The organism is Pontibacterium sinense (assembly GCF_015209595.1).
In the GTDB taxonomy this organism is placed as follows: domain Bacteria; phylum Pseudomonadota; class Gammaproteobacteria; order Pseudomonadales; family Balneatricaceae; genus Pontibacterium; species Pontibacterium sinense.
In genome coordinates, this window is record NZ_JADEYS010000016.1 from 72,341 (window position 1) to 91,388 (window position 19,048).

Annotated in this window: 4 protein-coding genes; 2 read left to right on the forward strand and 2 right to left on the reverse strand. The window is 51.2% G+C overall.

What is annotated here, in order from left to right:
- Nucleotides 1-34 precede the first annotated feature (34 nt).
- A complete protein-coding gene (locus IOQ59_RS15215) occupies nucleotides 35-1,279 on the reverse strand; it encodes a DEAD/DEAH box helicase (RefSeq protein ID WP_193954252.1) in 1,245 nt (414 codons plus the stop codon).
- A 348-nt stretch (nucleotides 1,280-1,627) separates the two neighbouring features.
- Entirely contained in the window at nucleotides 1,628-2,716 is a 1,089-nt protein-coding gene (locus IOQ59_RS15220) for a helix-turn-helix domain-containing protein (protein ID WP_193954253.1), read from the reverse strand.
- Between the two features lie 705 nt (nucleotides 2,717-3,421).
- Between IOQ59_RS15220 and IOQ59_RS15225 the strand changes: the two genes are divergently transcribed.
- Together IOQ59_RS15225 and IOQ59_RS15230 are read left to right on the forward strand one after the other, a co-directional pair.
- Nucleotides 3,422-10,273, forward strand: coding sequence for a DUF4347 domain-containing protein (locus tag IOQ59_RS15225; protein ID WP_193954255.1), 6,852 nt, complete (start codon nucleotides 3,422-3,424; stop codon nucleotides 10,271-10,273).
- A 1,551-nt stretch (nucleotides 10,274-11,824) separates the two neighbouring features.
- Complete coding sequence (locus tag IOQ59_RS15230; RefSeq protein WP_193954257.1) at nucleotides 11,825-18,991, forward strand: DUF4347 domain-containing protein; 7,167 nt, start codon at nucleotides 11,825-11,827, stop codon at nucleotides 18,989-18,991.
- Nucleotides 18,992-19,048: the final 57 nt, after the last annotated feature.

Genomic DNA, 19,048 nt, shown 5'->3' on the forward strand with positions numbered 1-19,048 from the left:
TGGAGTAAGGTGCCTGCCTGTTGGGTCGTATTCCTTAACGACGGCGTTTAGTGGGCTTCTTACCCAGTGCGCGCTCGCGTGCGCGTTGCTTCTGGGCGCCGCGACTGTTGCGTCGGGGCGCTTTCTTCACTTCCCGTGTTAAGTCAGGTTCAAACCCCGGTAACCACTGTTGCGGCAGTTGGGTTTCGAGCTTGGTTTCAACCTCTTGCAGCAGATAGTTTTCGTCCTCACATACTAGCGAGATCGCTAAACCAGTGCCGCCTGCGCGCCCGGTACGGCCAATCCGGTGGATGTAGTCTTCAGCTTTGAAGGGCAGTTCGTAGTTGACGACATATTTAAGCTCCTCAATATCCAGACCACGTGCGGCCAGATCGGTGGCAACCAGTACCCGTGTTTTGCCTTCCCGAAACTCCTCCAATGCCCGTTCACGTGCGCCTTGAGATTTGTCACCATGAATTGCCTGTGTCTTCAGGCCATCCTTGCACATCTCTTTTGCCAGAGCGTCCGCACCTAATTTTGTACGGGTGAATATCAGCACCTGCTGCCAGTTTTGTGAACCAATCAGGTAGGAAATCAACTCCCGCTTACGATCTTCATCCACGGCATAAACACGCTGTTCCACCTGAATCGATGCGGTATTACGCGCATCCACTTCAATCAGTTTCGGCGTCTTCAGCAGGGCTTTGCTGAGCTTGAATATCTCATCGTCAAAAGTGGCTGAAAACAGCAGCGTTTGGCGGGTGGATGGCAGCACCTTCAATATCCGCTGAATCTCGTCCATAAAACCCATGTCGAGCATGCGGTCCGCTTCATCAAACACCATATACTCGACCTGACTCAGGTCGACGGCACGTTTATACATCAGATCAATCAGGCGACCGGGTGTCGCCACAACAATATCTACGCCCGCTTTCAGGCTTTCAATCTGCGTGTTGATGCTGGCTCCACCGTATACCAGTGCCGCGCGTAGATCGGTCTGCGCACCGTATTTAACCACGCTGGCATGAACTTGCTGCGCCAGTTCCCGTGTCGGTGTCAGGATCAACGCCCGCACTGATATTTTTCCGCTGGAGTCGCGTGTTTGTGCAGACAAAAACTGCAATATCGGTAGGGCAAAGGCCGCCGTTTTACCGGTGCCTGTTTGCGCACCGGCCATCACGTCCAGACCTTCTAGAATCGCCGGAATCGCTTCAGTCTGAATCGGGGTTGGCGCGTTATAACCCTGCTCGGCCACTGCATCCAGTAATGTTTGATTCAAACCCAATGAGGCAAAACTCATAGCAATATCTCAGTCAAAAAATTTGCGCGCAGTGTAACAGGTTTAGGCAAACCCTGTTGCGCCCGATGAACGGAGAAAGTCGTTATTTATTGACCGCGTTATAGAGCAGGTAGGGGGGCGTAGGGGGCTAGCAGAACCAGCAAAGATCAAAAAAAGACGCATACTTGGGAAATATAGAATGGGCAGAAATTCGAAGATCAGAATTCGCTTTCTGCTATGTATCTGTCTTTGATTTGATACGATGTGTTTTTCCGGTCCTCGTCATGATTTGGGAGCGCAGGGGCAGAACGTCAGGTTTTGAGGGTGTCAGTTAAACAGAGGGTGAGCGGTAAGCCTCAGCATTAAAATTTAACAAAACAGGTCTGATACCCACTGTTGATACAGATGTTCTCCCATTGCCATAGATTTCTTGTGCTTTGGAAATGAAGAATAGTATTCCGTATACGCTTTCATACCTTGCTCTTTGACTTCACTGGGAGTCATGCCAAACGCATTTTTAAACGCCCGTCGAAACGTGTCCTCTGATTGAAATCCCTCTGCATACGCCAAGGCGGTTAAAGAGTTGATCTCGTTACCCCTAAGTACCAATAATTGAAAGGCGTGGCGTAAGCGACGATTGCGGATAAACGTCTGTATGCCACCGAGAGGCTCTGCCAGACGATATAGTCGAGATCTGGACAAGCCCAGCGATGCGGCGATCATATCGGGATTGAGTGTAGGAGTGCTGAGATTGGTATCAATGAACCGTTTGATGTCCAATAGCAGGTTGCGATCAATTATCTGGGCCGCTTCTTCCTGTGCACCGGGCGTGGCAGTCAAGGTGGCTTTTATTAACGCCATTGTCGGATCAACCAGTGCCAGCCCTTCGGCCGCAGTCATGTTTGGTGCTTCTGTATGCAGATCATATAGATGGCGTCTAAGCAGTCGCACCGAAGCATGGTCTCCAGATAAGGTCTTTAGGTGAAGGCCATCCAAATCGACGCTGTCTGCTAACAGTTCTCTTGGGATCAATAGGTTGTAGGTATCAAAATCGGATGCACTGACGTCCGTTTCTCTAGAAAAATCAACAAGGTGAATGTCCCCTGGGCGGGTATGCTTATCGCCGCTTTCATCACTCAGGAGCTGTCCCTCTCGCCAAAACTGCACCAAAATACCGTCTACACCATCGTTAGCGATATCTTGTGCCGAACGGGAAAATCGGTGGCCGGAGGCTGTGACGTTGATGGACATCATGCCGGGAAACAGGATGTTATCGATAAACCCGGATGTGTCGTTTGAGATGCTGAGTTTGTTGGCCAGAGTGCTATCGGTTATCTGGTCAGGCGTAAAAAAAACAGACATGGCTTCAGCCCAGGCATCCCGTACCTCAGATGTGCTGATGCCATCTACCTTTTTCAGTTCTTCCGTTGAGAACGAAGATCGAAGTAGCTTATCCATAAGACTTTTCTCTACAGCTTTACTGTAAATAGCGGTTATTTAATCGATACATCCGGTACACCGTTCACTGTATAAATTTAACTACCAGTGATTATTTGATCGAGCGATCTCTAATTTACATCGAAATCCGTTTGAGCAGCTCCAGATATTTGTATGAGTTATATATCGTCAGTCTTCACTGTTTCTGAACACGTATTTTACGTTGCCGTACCTAATCTATGTATCAGGTTAGCAGGATGCGCAATAAATTTTCTGTCGGGACAAAACACCGGTAGTGCAGGACGTTTTGCAGGGTGCTCGGACATCCAATTTTATAGAATTGAGCCACTCAGTGGAGGAAAGCGGTCCTTTTTTTGGAGAGACCTGATCCAATGGATTAGCATTCTGAGGGTGCTAAACGCATCAGTGTCTATTGAAAGTTATGATTCCTTCATAGCGTTTATGCAACGTTTAGTTGATTAGGATGAGCTAAACAATTGTTTGAATTGTAAACATATTTGTTTACATTAGGTTTGTTTAATTTATAGTGAAATTCCTATAAATTATGTGATTTTAAAGCTTGCTAATTGAATTTATACGGTTTTTTAAAACACCTGTATGCAGTGGGTTGATGCTATAAGTGTTTGAAATCGAGTTGTCTACTTATTGTGGGTAGGACCACGTCTTACAAGTAGCTGGTTTTGAAGAATTACTGGAGTTGATGAAATGGAAAATGATGGAAATACACTTGTCATTGTTGATAGTTCGGTAGTTGGCTGGCAGCGCTTGGTCGATACTTCTGCAGTCACAGTGGTGGTTCTTGATGTAGATCAAGATGGTGTCGCGCAGATTGCCGCTGCTATTTCATCGCGCGGTCCAATTGATTCCGTACATATTGTTTCGCATGGTTCTGATGGTGCTTTACATCTCGGAAATACAATCCTGAATGCTAGTAACTTAGATCAGTATCAGGCGGAATGGTTAAGCATTAAAGCTGGCTTAGCTAATGATGCCGATATCCTACTTTATGGTTGTTCTGTTGCGGAGGGCGATGAGGGAATGGAGTTCATTTCCGATTTGGCTGCTGTGACAGGAGCAGATGTTGCTGCATCTGATGATAAAACAGGGGCAGCTAATTTAGGTGGAGATTGGGTCTTAGAACAAAGCTATGGAGAGATAAGCGCTTCAACAACATGGCTTCAGAGCGAGGCCTATGAACATGTACTTGCGCTACCGATTTCATCCTCTCAAACGACAAATTATACTGGCTTGGGTTACACTGATACAGCTGTAATTCCTGATGGTACAGTGATTCAGGACTTAAGCTATGACGGATTTAGATTCAATGGGTTTATTGGTGAATCAGGGGTTTACTCTAATACATCTGACTTAACAGCCGATGTTGGGACTACCGGTGTCCGGTGGTATACCAGTGACAGCTCGAATTTCAAATTTGAAAGCATCGATTACCACATTGATACTTTTGGCTCACCTGCTACCGCCTCTATCACGTTTTATGGATTCAGGAATGGGGCACAAGTTGAGTCGCAAAGCTTTAACGCTGCGGACACGACAAGAGGAACTTGGACGCTGAACTGGGACTCTGTTGATGAAGTAAAGGTTACTGCCAACACAAACTTCATCTTCATGGATAATTTGACAGTTGCGGCCGAGGTAATTGCTAATGCTGCACCCGCAATATCGATTGATAATAGCGATCTAAGCTATACCGAAAACGCCAGCTCCACGCAGATCGATTCTGCCGCCACAGTGAGTGATGCTGATGGGGACGCCGACTGGAACGGCGGCACGTTAGTCGCGCAGGTGACTGGGAACGCCGAAGCCGGAGATCAGATTAGTATCTCCGATACCGATGGCGATGGTACTGCAATCACCGTCAGCGGTACCAATATTCTGTCAAACGGCACCGATATTGGGGACCTTTCTACCAGTGGCAGCACGGTGACCAATGGTACTGCCCTGACTATCACATTTGATGCCGATGCCACTAATGCCAATGTGCAGGAAGTGTTGCAGTCATTGCGTTATAGCTCGACCTCAGATGACCCCGGTACCAGCAACAGAACCATTACGGTTACAGCGACTGATACCAATGCAGGGGCGAACAGTGATACTCGTACGGTTGCGATTACTGCGGTTAATGATGACCCAACCGAAACGGGCACCTTCCCAACCGATATTACCGTGATAGAAGACACGGCCAGTGATCTTGACCTTTCCGGTCTAACCCTGGCCGATGTTGATTCATCAGGTGATATGACACTTACCCTCACCGCAACAGGTGGCACTATAGCCGCCAGTGATAATGGCGGCGTGGTAATTGGTGGCACAGGCACGAGTACCCTGACCCTGACGGGCACCGTCAGTGAAATTGATACCTATTTAAATACCTCGACCTTTATTAAATATACCAGTGCATTAAATGAGAACGGTTCAGATGCACAAACGGTGGCCGTCAAAATCAATGATGGGGACGGTAGCGGTGATGTTTCTTTAGGTACGTTTAATCTTGATATTACCGCCGTTAACGACGATCCAACCGAAACGGGCACCTTCCCAACCGATATCACTGTTATAGAAGACACGGCCAGTGATCTTGACCTTTCCGGTCTCGCCCTGGCAGATATCGATTCATCGGGTGATATGACACTTACCCTAACCGCGACAGGCGGCACCATGGCCGCCAGTGATAATGGCGGTGTAGTGATTGGTGGCACAGGCACGGGTACACTCACCCTGACGGGCACCGTCAGTGAAATTGATACCTATTTAAACACCTCGACGTTTATAAAATATACCAGTGCATTAAATGATAGTGGCGCAGATGCACAAACGGTGGCCGTCAAAATCAATGATGGGGACGGTAGCGGCGATGTGGCTTTAGGCACGTTTAATCTTGATATTACCGCAGTAAACGACGCGCCAACCCTCTCAGCGGGTCCTTACAACTTTACGGGTGTTAATGAAGACACCACCACAACGGGTGTTACCGTTGCAACGATTTTAGACGGCACGACCAATGCCGATGCGGACAGTGACACCCTGGGCATGGCGGTATCCGCCACCACAGGTAACGGTACCTGGCAGTTTTCCACCGATGACAGTAACTGGACGGATTTTGCCGGTTCACTCGCGGCCAACAATGCCCTGCATTTAGATGACAGTACCTATGTACGTTACATCCCTGATGGCGTGGAGGGTGAAACCGCAACCCTGACCTTTATTGCCTGGGACCAAACCTCAGGCACCGCCTCTACCAATGGTTCGGCTCAAGTAGCCGATGCGTCTACGGGGGGAGATGCGACGGTTTACTCAACGGGTACGGCCTCAGGCAGCCTGGTTGTCTCAGCGGTTGAAGACGCGCCAACGGTTGCCAGTGCTCCCGCGTCAGTCACCGTGAGCGAAGATATTGCAACAGATATTGATTTAAGTGCAGCGGTGATCGCGGATGTGGATACCACCGCTAGCATCACCGTAACGATTACAGCGACAGATGCCAGTGCGGTTCTGACGGCAGCCGACGGCACTTACACAACGGTGACAGCAACGGCGACCGGTAATAATGTCGTGACTCTGGCTGGCACCGCGGCCAATATCACAACCTATCTAGATACAACCAGCAATATTACCTATCAGACCAGCAGTAATAATACCTCCGCCGACACGTTAACCATTGGCACCAATGACGGTGAAACAGGCATTGATGCAAGCGCTGCGACCATCACGGTCAATATAACCGGCATCAACGATGAGCCTACGGCCACTGCGACCGGTGATGACAGCACAGCGGCGGGCGCAGGTTCAGCCGTGTCTGTGTTCTCCAGCACGGCCATCAGCGCGGTCGATGTCGGTGAGAATATTGCAAGCGTGACCTTTACCGTCAGCGGGCTTGTAGATTCAGGGAATGAAAAACTGAATTACGATGGCACCGTAATTGATTTGCTGACGGATACAGCAGGGGTCTATGCGGATACAACAACATCAGGGTTGATCTCTTATGCTGTTGCCGTGAGCGGCTCAACCGCGACAGTGACGTTTAAGGGGCCGTCACAAGCCGCCGCAGCCAATACCGTATTCCAGACCGCACTGGATGGCATGACCTATGAAAATACACTGGGTGCAGTCACCACTGGCGACCGTGTGTTTACCCTAACTGAGGTTAAGGATGTTGGCGGTACGTTAAATGGTGGGGATGATACGTTTGCGGCTTCGATTGCCTCAACCATCAATGTCGTCAACGGCGATACGCCAACGGCTACCGATGCCACCAAGGCCGCCACCGAAGACACGCCTTTCAGCATGATCACGTCAGAGATTGTTTTGGCTCAGGAAGCCAATACAACCGATGCGTTGGAATTTATCACCCTTGGTACGATTACCGGCGGTACGCTTGCCTTTACCGGTGTAGCAACCACCGCCGGTACCACATCAAGTGGTGGATCTGGCGCGGTGACCCTGGTAGATGCGGCAGCCGCGCTCACCACGGGGCAGCATGTCCATATCGATAATATTGCCAATATCCAGTTTACCCCGACCGCTAACAGCACTACGTCCGGTTCTGTACTGTATACGGTGACCGATGCAGGCGGTGATGCATCGGCACCCGCCACCCTGACCATCAATGTGGCGGCTGTTGAAGATGCCCCAACCCTGACGGGTGTAACAACAACCATTACCGCGCTTGAAGATACGGCCACCAATCTGATCACAGGCACTCCGGTATTTGCCGATGTGGATACTACGGCAGATGTGGTGGCAACGCTGACGGCGGCGGATGGTGCCTCTGTTCTAACGTCTGCAGATGCTGGCGGTGTGGTTGTCGGTAATAGCGGCACCAATGCGATCACCCTCACCGGTACGGCCTCTGAGATTAATACCTTCTTAGGTACACCGACGAACGTTACCTATACGGGCTCCGCAAACAACGTATTCTCTGACAGCGTTGCGATCTCGGTTAATGATGGAGAGGGCGGTACAGCTACAGCAGAAACCATTACCGTAAACTTCACTGCAGTCAACGATGAACCTACGGTCAGCGCAACGGGCACGGGGGGTAACTCCATCAATGGCGCTGCCACCGATCTGTTCAACAGCACAGCAATTAATGTTGCAGTGCCAGATACAGGCGATCTGGTTACAAGCGTCACCTTTACGGTCAGTGGTCTGCAAAACGGTGCAGATGAAAAGATCAATATTGATGGCTCTGCAGTCGTGCTAATCGATGCCACAACGGGCACTACAACCGGTGGTAACAGCCTTGGTTATACGGTTTCGGTTGCAGGTACAACAGCCACCGTAGTGTTAACCCACGCAGGCATTGCTGAAGCCACGGTTGAAACTGTGCTTAATGCCATGACCTATGAAAACACCTCCGGCACTTTCTCTGAAGGTGATCGGGTTATTACGATCACTGAAGTAAAAGATGATGGTGGTATCGCAAACAGCGGTGACGACACCTGGTCCACAGCGGGGATTAGCTCAACGGTTACCGTGGTGGATGGCACCAAACCGACGGCGACCAGCTATACCGACAGTGTTAATGAGGATACTACGGTCAATCTGTCGGCCACGGAATTGCCTACCGGACAAGATGTTGGCCCTGTCGATGCGATTGAATATATCACCATCGACACCACCACTGTGACGGGCGGGGTTTTATCGCTGGATTCTGCCGGCACAGCAGGCACCTCCTCGGTGGGTGCCGTCGCCTACGATGTAATGGCGGGTAATTTAACGGGTACGGTGAATATCAATATCGCAGATATTGGCAAACTGGATTTCACCCCAACGGCTGATCTGGCCGGTACCGGAGCCGCCAGCTTCGACTGGACAGTCACGGATGCGGGTGGACATACCTCGTCCACGGCGACCTATACGCTCGATATCACCAATACATCGGATAACCCTGAAGGGACCGACAAATCCATTTCTATCACCACCAGTGCCACCCATACCTTCAGTGCCAGTGATTTTGGCTTTACCGACCCGGATACAGGTGATGCCCTAAATCGTGTGCAAGTCAATGTTCAGGATATTGATAACGGTGCGTTGAAACTGAATAACGTTGCCGTCAGCGATAGCGAGTGGATTAATCAGGCGGATATTGGCAATCTGGTTTATACCCCCAGTGCCGCAGGTGCCGATTCGTTTACCTTTACGGTAGAAGATGACAGTACGAATGCTACGGATAGCACACCCAATACCTTGACGATCAACGTATCCTCCCCGCCAAGTTCCGGCGGCGGTGGCACACCAGCACCAACCACTCCAGCCGATAATCTAGTCGATGGTGTGGAGGTAAAAGAAAACACTGTATCCGACGGAAGGGGTGGGCAAGTAACTAAGGTGACTGTTGATCCGGTTAGTAACGCCCGGAACGATTCGGATGATACGAGCGACCAGGCAGATATCCCCATTCACGTTGATAGGGATGGTGATATTGTAACCACGGTGAGCTTACCTGTAGGTGTGGGTTTTTCATCGTATGACAATGACACAGCTAGAGAAAATAATGGTCTGAGCGATCTGATTCGAATGATTCAGGAGGTAAGTACGGTTCGCGAAGTCAATGATATGTCGTCGGGTGGCAAAAACTTTCTGGCGCTATTAGGCTCAGACAGTACAGACCTTTGGGCCAATGAGATTACTCTGACCTCAGATAGTGACACCCCACCCGATGCTCCGGTTAGCATTCAGGGCGATGCGAGTGGTAAAGGGCGGGAAGCGTTAGTCATTGATGCCTCGAAGCTGCCTCCCGGTACGGTGATCGATTTAAAAGATGTTGAGTTTGCTGTGATCGTGGGCCCTGCCATAGTCACAGGGGGTAATGGTCCTAATATCTTGTACGCCGGTGAAGGCAGTCAGACCATCATTCTTGGTGCCGACGATGATGAGCTGCATGGCGGTGATGGTGACGATACCGTAGGATCCAAAGGCGGTAATGACCTATTGTTTGGTGATAACGGCAACGACACTCTGTTTGGAGGCGCGGGTCAGGATACGTTGCATGGAGGTGCTGATAGCGATATTGCTACTTACAACGGCAATCTGGCTGACTATGAAATTACTCAGATGAATGGTGTGGTCACTGTGACTCTTAAGTCTGACACCAGCGACAGCGATACCGTGATCAATGTGGAAACCCTGCAGTTCTCTGACCAGAGTTTCAACCCGGCGACCAGCACACAGCAGGAAGCGATTGCCACCTTGTATCAGAAAGTGTTGGGTCGTCAGGCGGATGTGACCGGGTTCCAGTGGTGGGCGAAGGACATTGATAATGGTTACGGGTTAGGTGATGTGGCGCTGGCATTTATGCGCTCAAGCGAATATCAGACAAAAGCGGGAGGAGCCGCATTTGATAACCTGAGCGTGGATCAACAAGTTGAAGCTCTGTATACCGCCGTTCTGGGGCGCGCGAGTGACAGCGAAGGGAAGGCGTACTGGGTGGCTGAAGCCGATGCCGGATTCAGTATTGATCAGATGGCAGAGGCTTTTGTGACCTCGACAGAACTGACAGGCCAGTATCTGCAATCCACACAGTGGGACTTTATTCTGTAACGGAGAGAGTGGTTTTTCGGTCGGCTTCACTTTTGTCGTGTCATCTTAGTGATATAAAAAGCCTCTCTGATAGGATCATCAGGGGGGCTTTTTGTATCCATTTCGCATGAATATTCAGTGTAATCACTTGCGAGAGTGGACAACGTTCTATTTCAGTGTGTCACCAGCAACACTGATACCGTACACGGCTGTATGTCATGAAGAAGAGATATTGCGGAAATAGGTGTTTTCAGGTGTCTTGAGGACATTCTGATAAAAGGGGCAAAGAACGTGAGTGATTATACTTGATCCAGTAGGTTCCACTTAGCTGCGGGAAAAATCTCGTAGTTACCATCATTCAGTTGCTTATTATTACGCACATTACCGTTGTTAAAACCAGTGTCGAAGTCGGTGCGAAGAGATCAGGCGCCCCATGAGACCAAAAGTTCTTTTTACGGGCTTGATGGCTTAGATTGCTGACGTATCTTTTTCGGAAAAGTAAGTTGATGATTCATATAAAAGCCCTGATCGAAACGACGTTAACAATGACCTTATGCCTCTGAACTTATTCGCATGTTTCCCTGCATGTATGTCTATACGTTTAGGTAGGATTTTACTGTTTTAAAACAGAATTATTCGATAGCCCCATCAGCATTCCGCGTATGTTTCCCCTCATTCTTTTCTTTCTAGAGATCCATATCTCAAGTTTTCATGTCTTTTAATACATCTATGTGAAAAAAATCGGAATCCATATTTTTTCTATAAAAACAATGATTTTAGTTGCTTTTTTGATCAAATCTGGCGGGTATGATGGCTTGAAATCTGCATTTAATTGTAGTTTTTGTTGATCTGGTGATTTTATCTTGGTCTACAATGAAGTAATTCTTGGTCAGAAACTATTCAAACAGGACTTGGCTCTAGTGCTACCGAGAATCTCCGGTGAGAAGGCAGACGGGTTAAAGTAGAGTTTTTGGGGCCCTTTCAGAGCCTTGTTTCCAGCGGAGCGGGACCGCAGAAATATATGGTAGGTCTAGTGGTGATTTGAACGGCAAGAGTAAATGTTAAACACGTTTTTGACTGATATGTCGCGTATTCTCAGTTGTACAGCTTGTGGCTACGTCAGTGGCCGCTTTAGGTCAGAGGATGTGATTATTAAATAGATTGCCGAAAGTCCCAGCATCACTGAGGGAAAGTGCGAAAAACAGTTTAAAGGGACATTTTTGTATAAATGGCGTGAATTAATGTTTATGCCGGGATCGTCACTCAGTTGATCGCGGCATTAAACCCGTGATGGGGAGGTTAGGAGGTAGAAGCCTAAGCCCCTTGATGTATCTCGCGGAACAGTTCATGGGTGGTTATTGCGGTGATTGAATCCACTTACTAGCCACTTAATTTTAAGGCTTCATCGGTCTTTGTAGATAGGAAACAGGGAGACTGTTGATGATGGCAAGTGCTGTCGGTTTGGTACTTGCTTTGCTGTTCTCAGCAGCCACAACAATTTGAACTACGCACGAGAACAAAAAGGATCAGGCGTGGGCCTCTTCAGTAAGGTCCGGTCTGAGGGGGTGCCTCATGAAAGCAATTTGTTCGCAAATTGTGTTTTTTGACCCTGCACTTGGCGACATAAAGCAATTATTGCAGCACCTGCCTGGCACGATAAAGGCAATTTCTCTTCATTCTGGCATGGACGCTATTGAGCAGATAACTGCACACTTGCGTCACCATCAAGGGCTTTCTGCACTACACATCGTGACTCACGGTGTGTCCGGCCAATTGCAATTCTGCAACACGGTACTTTCCGGTCAGACAATCAATCACTATTGGGATCATATTACGAGTTGGTCCGGTGCTATGGCACCCGATGCTGACATACTGCTGTACGGCTGTGAAAGTGGTAAAGGGCAGCCTGGTCGGCAACTGATTGAAGCGTTGGCTTGCGCTAGCGGGTGTAATGTAGCCGCTTCGCCTGTACCGGTGGGGCATCATTCGTTGGGTGCTCGGTGGCAGCTATCAGAGCAGGTGGGCGAAGTAACCACCCCAGTGTTTACTTCCATAGCGGCACAGAACTCCTGGCACCATCGTTTAGGGGCGACACTGAATGCTGCTGATCTGGCGGTGGTTTCCTATAACTCCGACGGTGACGACACCTTCGCACTGATTGCGCTGGCGAACATCCCCGGTTCATCGGTGATTCATATCACCGATGACGGCTATAAAGCTGGTACCGGTTTTGACTTGAACGAAGGTACTTCCACCTGGACTGTCGCGGCAGGTGGTTTGAGCGCGGGTACCATCATTCGTTTTGCTAATGCCGGCATGACTGCTACGTTGGTTGACACTGCGCATGGTTCAATTACTGGGCATCTGGATCTGTCAGCACAGGGTGACCAGCTCTTTATCTACCAGACTGATACCGATGCTGACGATGGCACCATCGAACGATTGGACGGCAACGGTGGTATCGAAGCCGGTATGATATATGGCTTTAATGCCAATTTATCCAACTCTCCTACCAACGGTTGGCACGATGGACCCGGAGCACCAGGTACCAACAAGTCCGATGCCCCCGACGACACGACGGTACTGACAACATCGGATGGCACCGGAAATTCAAGCACCGCCAATGCCAACGGTATGTTGACTGTTGCAATAACCGAGCTGGATAACTACCGATACGATGGACCTACCGGGGCAACGGATAAAGCCAGTTGGTTGACCCGTATTCACACCAGTGACAGCAATTGGTTAGGCGACAATTCTACGGTCTATGATATGGCGCAGGGAGCGCTGACCAGTGACTGGACAGTCAATATCACCAACGCCGCACCAACCATTACCCTGCCCACGGCACCGACTGTAAATGAAGACGATACCAATGTTGCGATCGCCGATAATATCGAAATCAGCGACACCGATGGTGATTACCAAAGCGTTACCTTAACAATCACCGGAGGTACAGCGACTCTTACCACAACGACGGACTTAAACGGGTTAACTGGCAACGGTTCGGCATCCATTACGTTCAGTGGTGCGCGCGATAATGTGAACACTGCACTGGACTCGCTGACGTTTACCCCAACACCAGAACTGAGTGGCACCGGCGCTGGTAAGATCCAGATCCAGACCACGGACGTCAATGGTGGTGCTGACGATGAAACGCTGACGTTTGATATCACAGCTGTGAATGATGAACCCACGCTGACAGCGACAGGCAGCGACCCGACATTTAGTGGGCCTGCGGCTGATCTGTTCAGTGGCGTTACTGCCGACACCGTTGAAGGTGGTCAGACGTTAGAAGAGCTGAAGATCACGGTCACCAATGTAGCTGATGGTGGCGGAGCGAACGAGTTTTTATCGATTGACGGTGAAAGCGTTTCCCTGAACACCAACAGTGGCACGACCACCAACAGCAGTATCGCATACTCAGTCGTACTTAGTGGGGGAACCGTAACCGTCACACTGACCAAAGCCGGTATGACAACCGCGGCAGTGCAAACACTGATTGATGACCTGTCGTACAGCAATGACAGTTCATCTCCATCAGCCAGTGATCGAGTTGTTACCCTGACCAGTTTGAAGGACAGTGGTGGTACGGCGAACGGGGGGGACGACACCAACAGTACCCTCAGTATCCAATCAACAGTGACAATGCAGGTGGCACCAGGGGTTAGCTCCTCCACTTATGATTACAGCAGCAATCAGCTGGTGGTGACCGGGACAAGCTTCATCGCTAACGGCGGTGGCTCCGATGTAGATGTATCCCTGCTGACGCTAACCGGTGAGGGCGGTACCAACTATACGCTGTCTAGTAGCAGTGATGTTGAAATCGACTCAGCGACCCAATTCACTGTCACGCTCACTGGCCTGGATCTATATAAGGTTGAAGCGCTATTCAATAAGGATGGTCTCAGCGCAGATGACAGCACCACCTACAATCTGGCCGCCGCTGATGATTTCATCACTGCTTATACCAGCGGAGACACTTCAGACGCGACCAACAGTGTGACGGTGAGTAATTATGCTGTGCCGACGATCAGCTCGGCCACTTACGATGTCAGTACCGGACAACTGGTTCTGACAGGTACCGACTTTGTTAACCAATCGGGTGCAACCAACGATGTAGATGTCTCGTTATTCACTATTACCGGTGATAATGGCGCATCTTACACTTTGACAGATTCCTCGGATGTGGAGATCAGCTCGGCCACATCGGCTACGATCATCCTGTCCAGTACAGATCAGTTAAATGCGCACGGACTACTGAATAAGGATGGAACCACCGCTGATAGCGGCACCACCTATAACCTCGCGGCCGCTGAAGATTGGATGACCGGCGCACCGGCGACGAATAATGTGGTGGATGCGACCGGCAACGGGATCACCGTCAGTAACGTGGCTACCCCCACTGTCACCAGCGCGACCTATAATGCGGACAGCGGCTTATTAATCGTTACCGGTACCAACCTGTTCAAAGAGGACGGTTCGTCGAACGATATTGATATTTCAACACTCACCTTTACGGGTGGGGTTGGCGACGCGACTTATACACTGACCAGCAGTACTGACGTAGAGATTACCTCCGCCACATCTTTCAGCGTGACGCTGAGCGGTGCAGATAAAACCAATGTGGATGGCTTGCTGGACCAGATCGGCACCAGTTCCTCGGGTGGCAGCACCTATAATCTTGCGACGGCCGATAACTGGCTTACTGGCGCTGCGGCAACCCCCGATATTGCAGACCTGACCAGCAACGCAATTACCGTCTCGATGATAGATCCGAAGATCACCTCTGCGACCTACGATGCTGCGGCTGGCACTCTGGTCGTGACCGGCACCAACATCCAGGCCAGCGGCGGCGGTGCGGACATCGATGCCTCACTGTTCACCCTGACCGGCGAAGGCGGCGCTACTTACACCCTGACCGATACCGCCGATGTGGAACGGGACTCGCTCACGCAGTTTACGTTCAACCTCAGCGCCACCGATCAAGCTGCACTCAATCAGATCACCAACAAAGACGGCACCACTTCCACCTCCGGCACCACTTTTAATCTGGCGGCTGCCGACGACTGGAACACCAGCGTCACTGCGGGTGACACCGCCGATGCCACCGGCAATGGCATTACTGTGAGCAACGTGGCAGCCCCGACCATCACCTCGGCAACCTATGACGCCACTGCTGGCGCACTGGTGGTGACTGGCACCGGGCTGTTGAAGCTCAGCGGCGGCAGTAACGATGTGGATGTCTCCAAGCTGACCTTTACCGGCGAGGGTGGTGCAACTTATACCCTCACCGACAGCAGTGATGTTGAGATTACCTCCGGCACCGGATTTAGCGTTAGCCTGAGCGCTAACGACCAGGCCGCGCTCAACCAGATCATTAACAAAGACGGCACCAGCTCCACCTCCGGCACCACCTATAATCTGGCCGCTGCCGAGGACTGGGCGGCCGGTGCCGATGCCAGTGATAATGTGGTGGATGCGACCGGCAACGGTATCACCGTTAGCAATGTCGCCGCACCGACCATCACCTCCGCCACCTACGATGTGAGCAGTGGAGCCCTGGTGGTGACAGGCACCGGGCTGCTGCAGTTCAACGGTGCCAGCAATGACATCGATATCTCCAAACTGAGTTTTACCGGCGAGGGCAACAACAGCTATACCCTGACCAGCGCCTCGGATGTCGAGATCACCTCCGGGACCAGCTTTACCGTCACCCTGAGCGGGGCGGACAAGCTCAGCGTGGACGGCTTGCTGAACACCGACGGCACCAGTTCCGATGGCGGCACCACTTACAACTTGGCCGCCGCAGAGGACTGGTCGGCCGGGGCTGATGCCAGCGTCAACGTGGTGGATGCAACCGGTAACGGCATCACCGTCAGCAACGTGACCGCGCCGACTATCACCTCATCCACCTACAATGCCGCCACCGGTGTGTTGGTGGTGACCGGTACCAACTTTGTTAATCACTTCGGTGCCAGCAACGATGTGGACATCTCGTTGCTGACCTTCACCGGTGAGGGCAGCGGCAGCTATACCCTGACCAGTGCCTCCGATGTTGAGATCACCTCCGCAACCAGCTTTACCGTCACCTTGAGCGGGGCGGACAAGACCAACGTGGACGGCCTGCTGAACAACAACGGCACCAGTTCGAATGACACCACCACCTACAATCTGGCGGCAGCCGATAACTGGATGGCAGGCGCGGCCGCGACCAGCAATATCGTCGATGCGACCGGCAATGGCATCACCGTCAGCAATGTCGCCGGGCCCACCCTGACCTCCGCGACCTGCGATGCAGCGTCTGGCACTCTGGTAGTGACCGGCACCAACATCCAGGCCAACGGCGGCGGTGCGGACATCGATGCCTCACTGTTCACCCTGACCGGTGAAGGTGGCGCTACCTACACCCTGACCGATACCGCCGATGTGGAGCGGGACTCGCTCACGCAGTTTACGCTCAACCTCAGCGCCACCGATCAAGCTGCACTCAACCAGATCATCAACAAAGACGGCACCACCTCCACCTCCGGCACCACTTTTAATCTGGCGGCTGCCGACGACTGGAACACCAGCGTCACTGCGGGTGACACCGCCGATGCCACCGGCAATGGCATTACTGTGAGCAACGTGGCAGCCCCGACCATCACCTCGGCAACCTATGACGCCACTGCTGGCGCACTGGTGGTGACTGGCACCGGGCTGTTGCAGCTCAGCGGCGGCAGTAACGATGTGGATGTCTCCAAGCTGACCTTTACCGGCGAGGGTGGTGCAACTTATACCCTCACCGACAGCAGCGATGTCGAGATTACCTCCGGCACCGCGTTCAGCGTTAGCCTGAGCGCTAACGACCAGGCCGCGCTCAACCAGATCATTAACAAAGACGGCACCAGCTCCACCTCCGGCACCACCTATAATCTGGCCGCTGCCGAGGACTGGGCGGCCGGTGCCGATGCCAGTGTTAATGTGGTGGATGCGACCGGCAACGGGATCACCGTTAGCAATGTCGCCGCACCGACCATCACCTCGGCAACCTATACGACACAGGGCTCGCTAGTGGTAACCGGTACCGGGTTCCTGAAGGCTGACGGTACGACCAACGACATTGATGTTTCAAAACTCTCACTATTGGGTGAGGGTAATGTGACGTATAACCTCACTGACAGCGCTGATGTTGAAATATCCTCGGCCACTGAATTTGCGGTGACGTTAAGTTCTAGTGATAAAGCCGGTGTGAACGCATTGTTGAACAACGCTGGCACCAGTTCCGCTGATAGCACCACTTACAACCTGGCGGCTGCGGAGGACTGGGCAGCAGGGGCCAACGCCAGTGTTAATGTCGCCGACACAGTGGGTAACGCTGTGGTTGTATCGATTTACACGCCGCCGGTAAGCCCAAGCGGACCTGCCCCCGTTACTGAAACCGTTGATGGTGTCAATGTCAGTACAACAACTGAAATGAATGCGGACGGAAGCACCACTCAAACGATCGTTATTGCACCCGTTACACCAACACGGACTGAGGATGAAAGTACAGGTAATAGAGGGTTGGCAGATATTCCTATTCTGCAGGGTGAAAGTTCGGAGCCCGATCTCAGTGTAGCGCTGCCCGTTGGTGTTGGTTTAGCGGCGACGGGTTCCGGTGCGCCAATATCCACTGTTAGCGCACGGAATGATCTGATCGCTTTAATCGAAGATACGGTTCCTGTTCAAATTGAAGATCGGGTGGTAATGCGTGAAGGCGGAATTAATTTTTTGGCAGAGTTGGCGGACGCGAGCTTATGGGTAAATAAGTTAACGCTCAGTGTCGCGAGTGGCCGTGAGGGTATACCAAATTCCCCGATACAGATCAGCGGACAAGCGACAGGAAGCAATACAGTCACGCCGGGGGATGCCCAGCAGATAGCACTAGTGGTGGATGCCAATGCATTGCCACCGGGTACCGTTTTAGAGCTAAACGATATCAGCTTTGCTGTTGTTTTAGGTCCAGTCACGTTAGCGGGTGGCGATGGGCAAAATGTGGTGTATACCTGTGAGGGTAGCCAGACCCTGGTTCTGGGTGATGGTGATGATGAATTGCACGGTGGGAGCGGTGACGACACCGTTGGCTCCAAGGGTGGCGATAATCTAATCTTTGGTGGAAACGGCAGCGATACTCTGTTTGGTGGTTCCGGTCAGGACACATTACATGGTGGTGTCGGAGTTGATGTCGCTACTTATGAAGGCAACTTGATCGATTATGAAGTCGTTCAGGTGAATGGAGTGATAACCGTCACCCGCAAGGATGATAGCAGTGATAGCGATGTGCTGATCAATATCGAAACTCTACGGTTTTCCGACCAGACCTTTATTCCATCTACCAATACGCATCAGGAAGCGATTGCCACCTTGTACCAACAGATATTGGGACGTCAGGCAGACGTGACCGGTTTCCAGTGGTGGGGGAAGGATGTTGATAACGGACAGGGGGTGGGCGATATAGCGCTGTCGTTTATGCGTTCAGATGAATATCAGACTAAAATCGGTGGCAGCGCATTTGATAACCTGGGCGTGGATCAGCAAGTTGAAGCCTTGTATGCCGCCGTCTTGGGGCGAGCCAGTGACAGTGAGGGTAAAGCGTACTGGGTGGCTGAAGCGGACGCGGGATTCAGTATTGAGCAGATGGCAGAGGCATTTGTGACTTCCACAGAATTGACTGGTCAGTATCTGCAAACTGCGCAGTGGGACTTTATCCTCTAAGGCATATCGAGTAACAAAGTTGAGTATTTGTCTCCTCAATTCATATAGGAGAAGATC

Bases quoted from the DNA above. Each gene is read 5' to 3' on its own strand.
- IOQ59_RS15215 (WP_193954252.1), bottom strand. From the start codon at position 1,279: ATGAGTTTTGCCTCATTGGGTTTGAATCAAACATTACTGGATGCAGTG.
- IOQ59_RS15225 (WP_193954255.1), top strand. From the start codon at position 3,422: ATGGAAAATGATGGAAATACACTTGTCATTGTTGATAGTTCGGTAGTT.
- IOQ59_RS15220 (WP_193954253.1), bottom strand. From the start codon at position 2,716: ATGGATAAGCTACTTCGATCTTCGTTCTCAACGGAAGAACTGAAAAAG.
- IOQ59_RS15230 (WP_193954257.1), top strand. From the start codon at position 11,825: ATGAAAGCAATTTGTTCGCAAATTGTGTTTTTTGACCCTGCACTTGGC.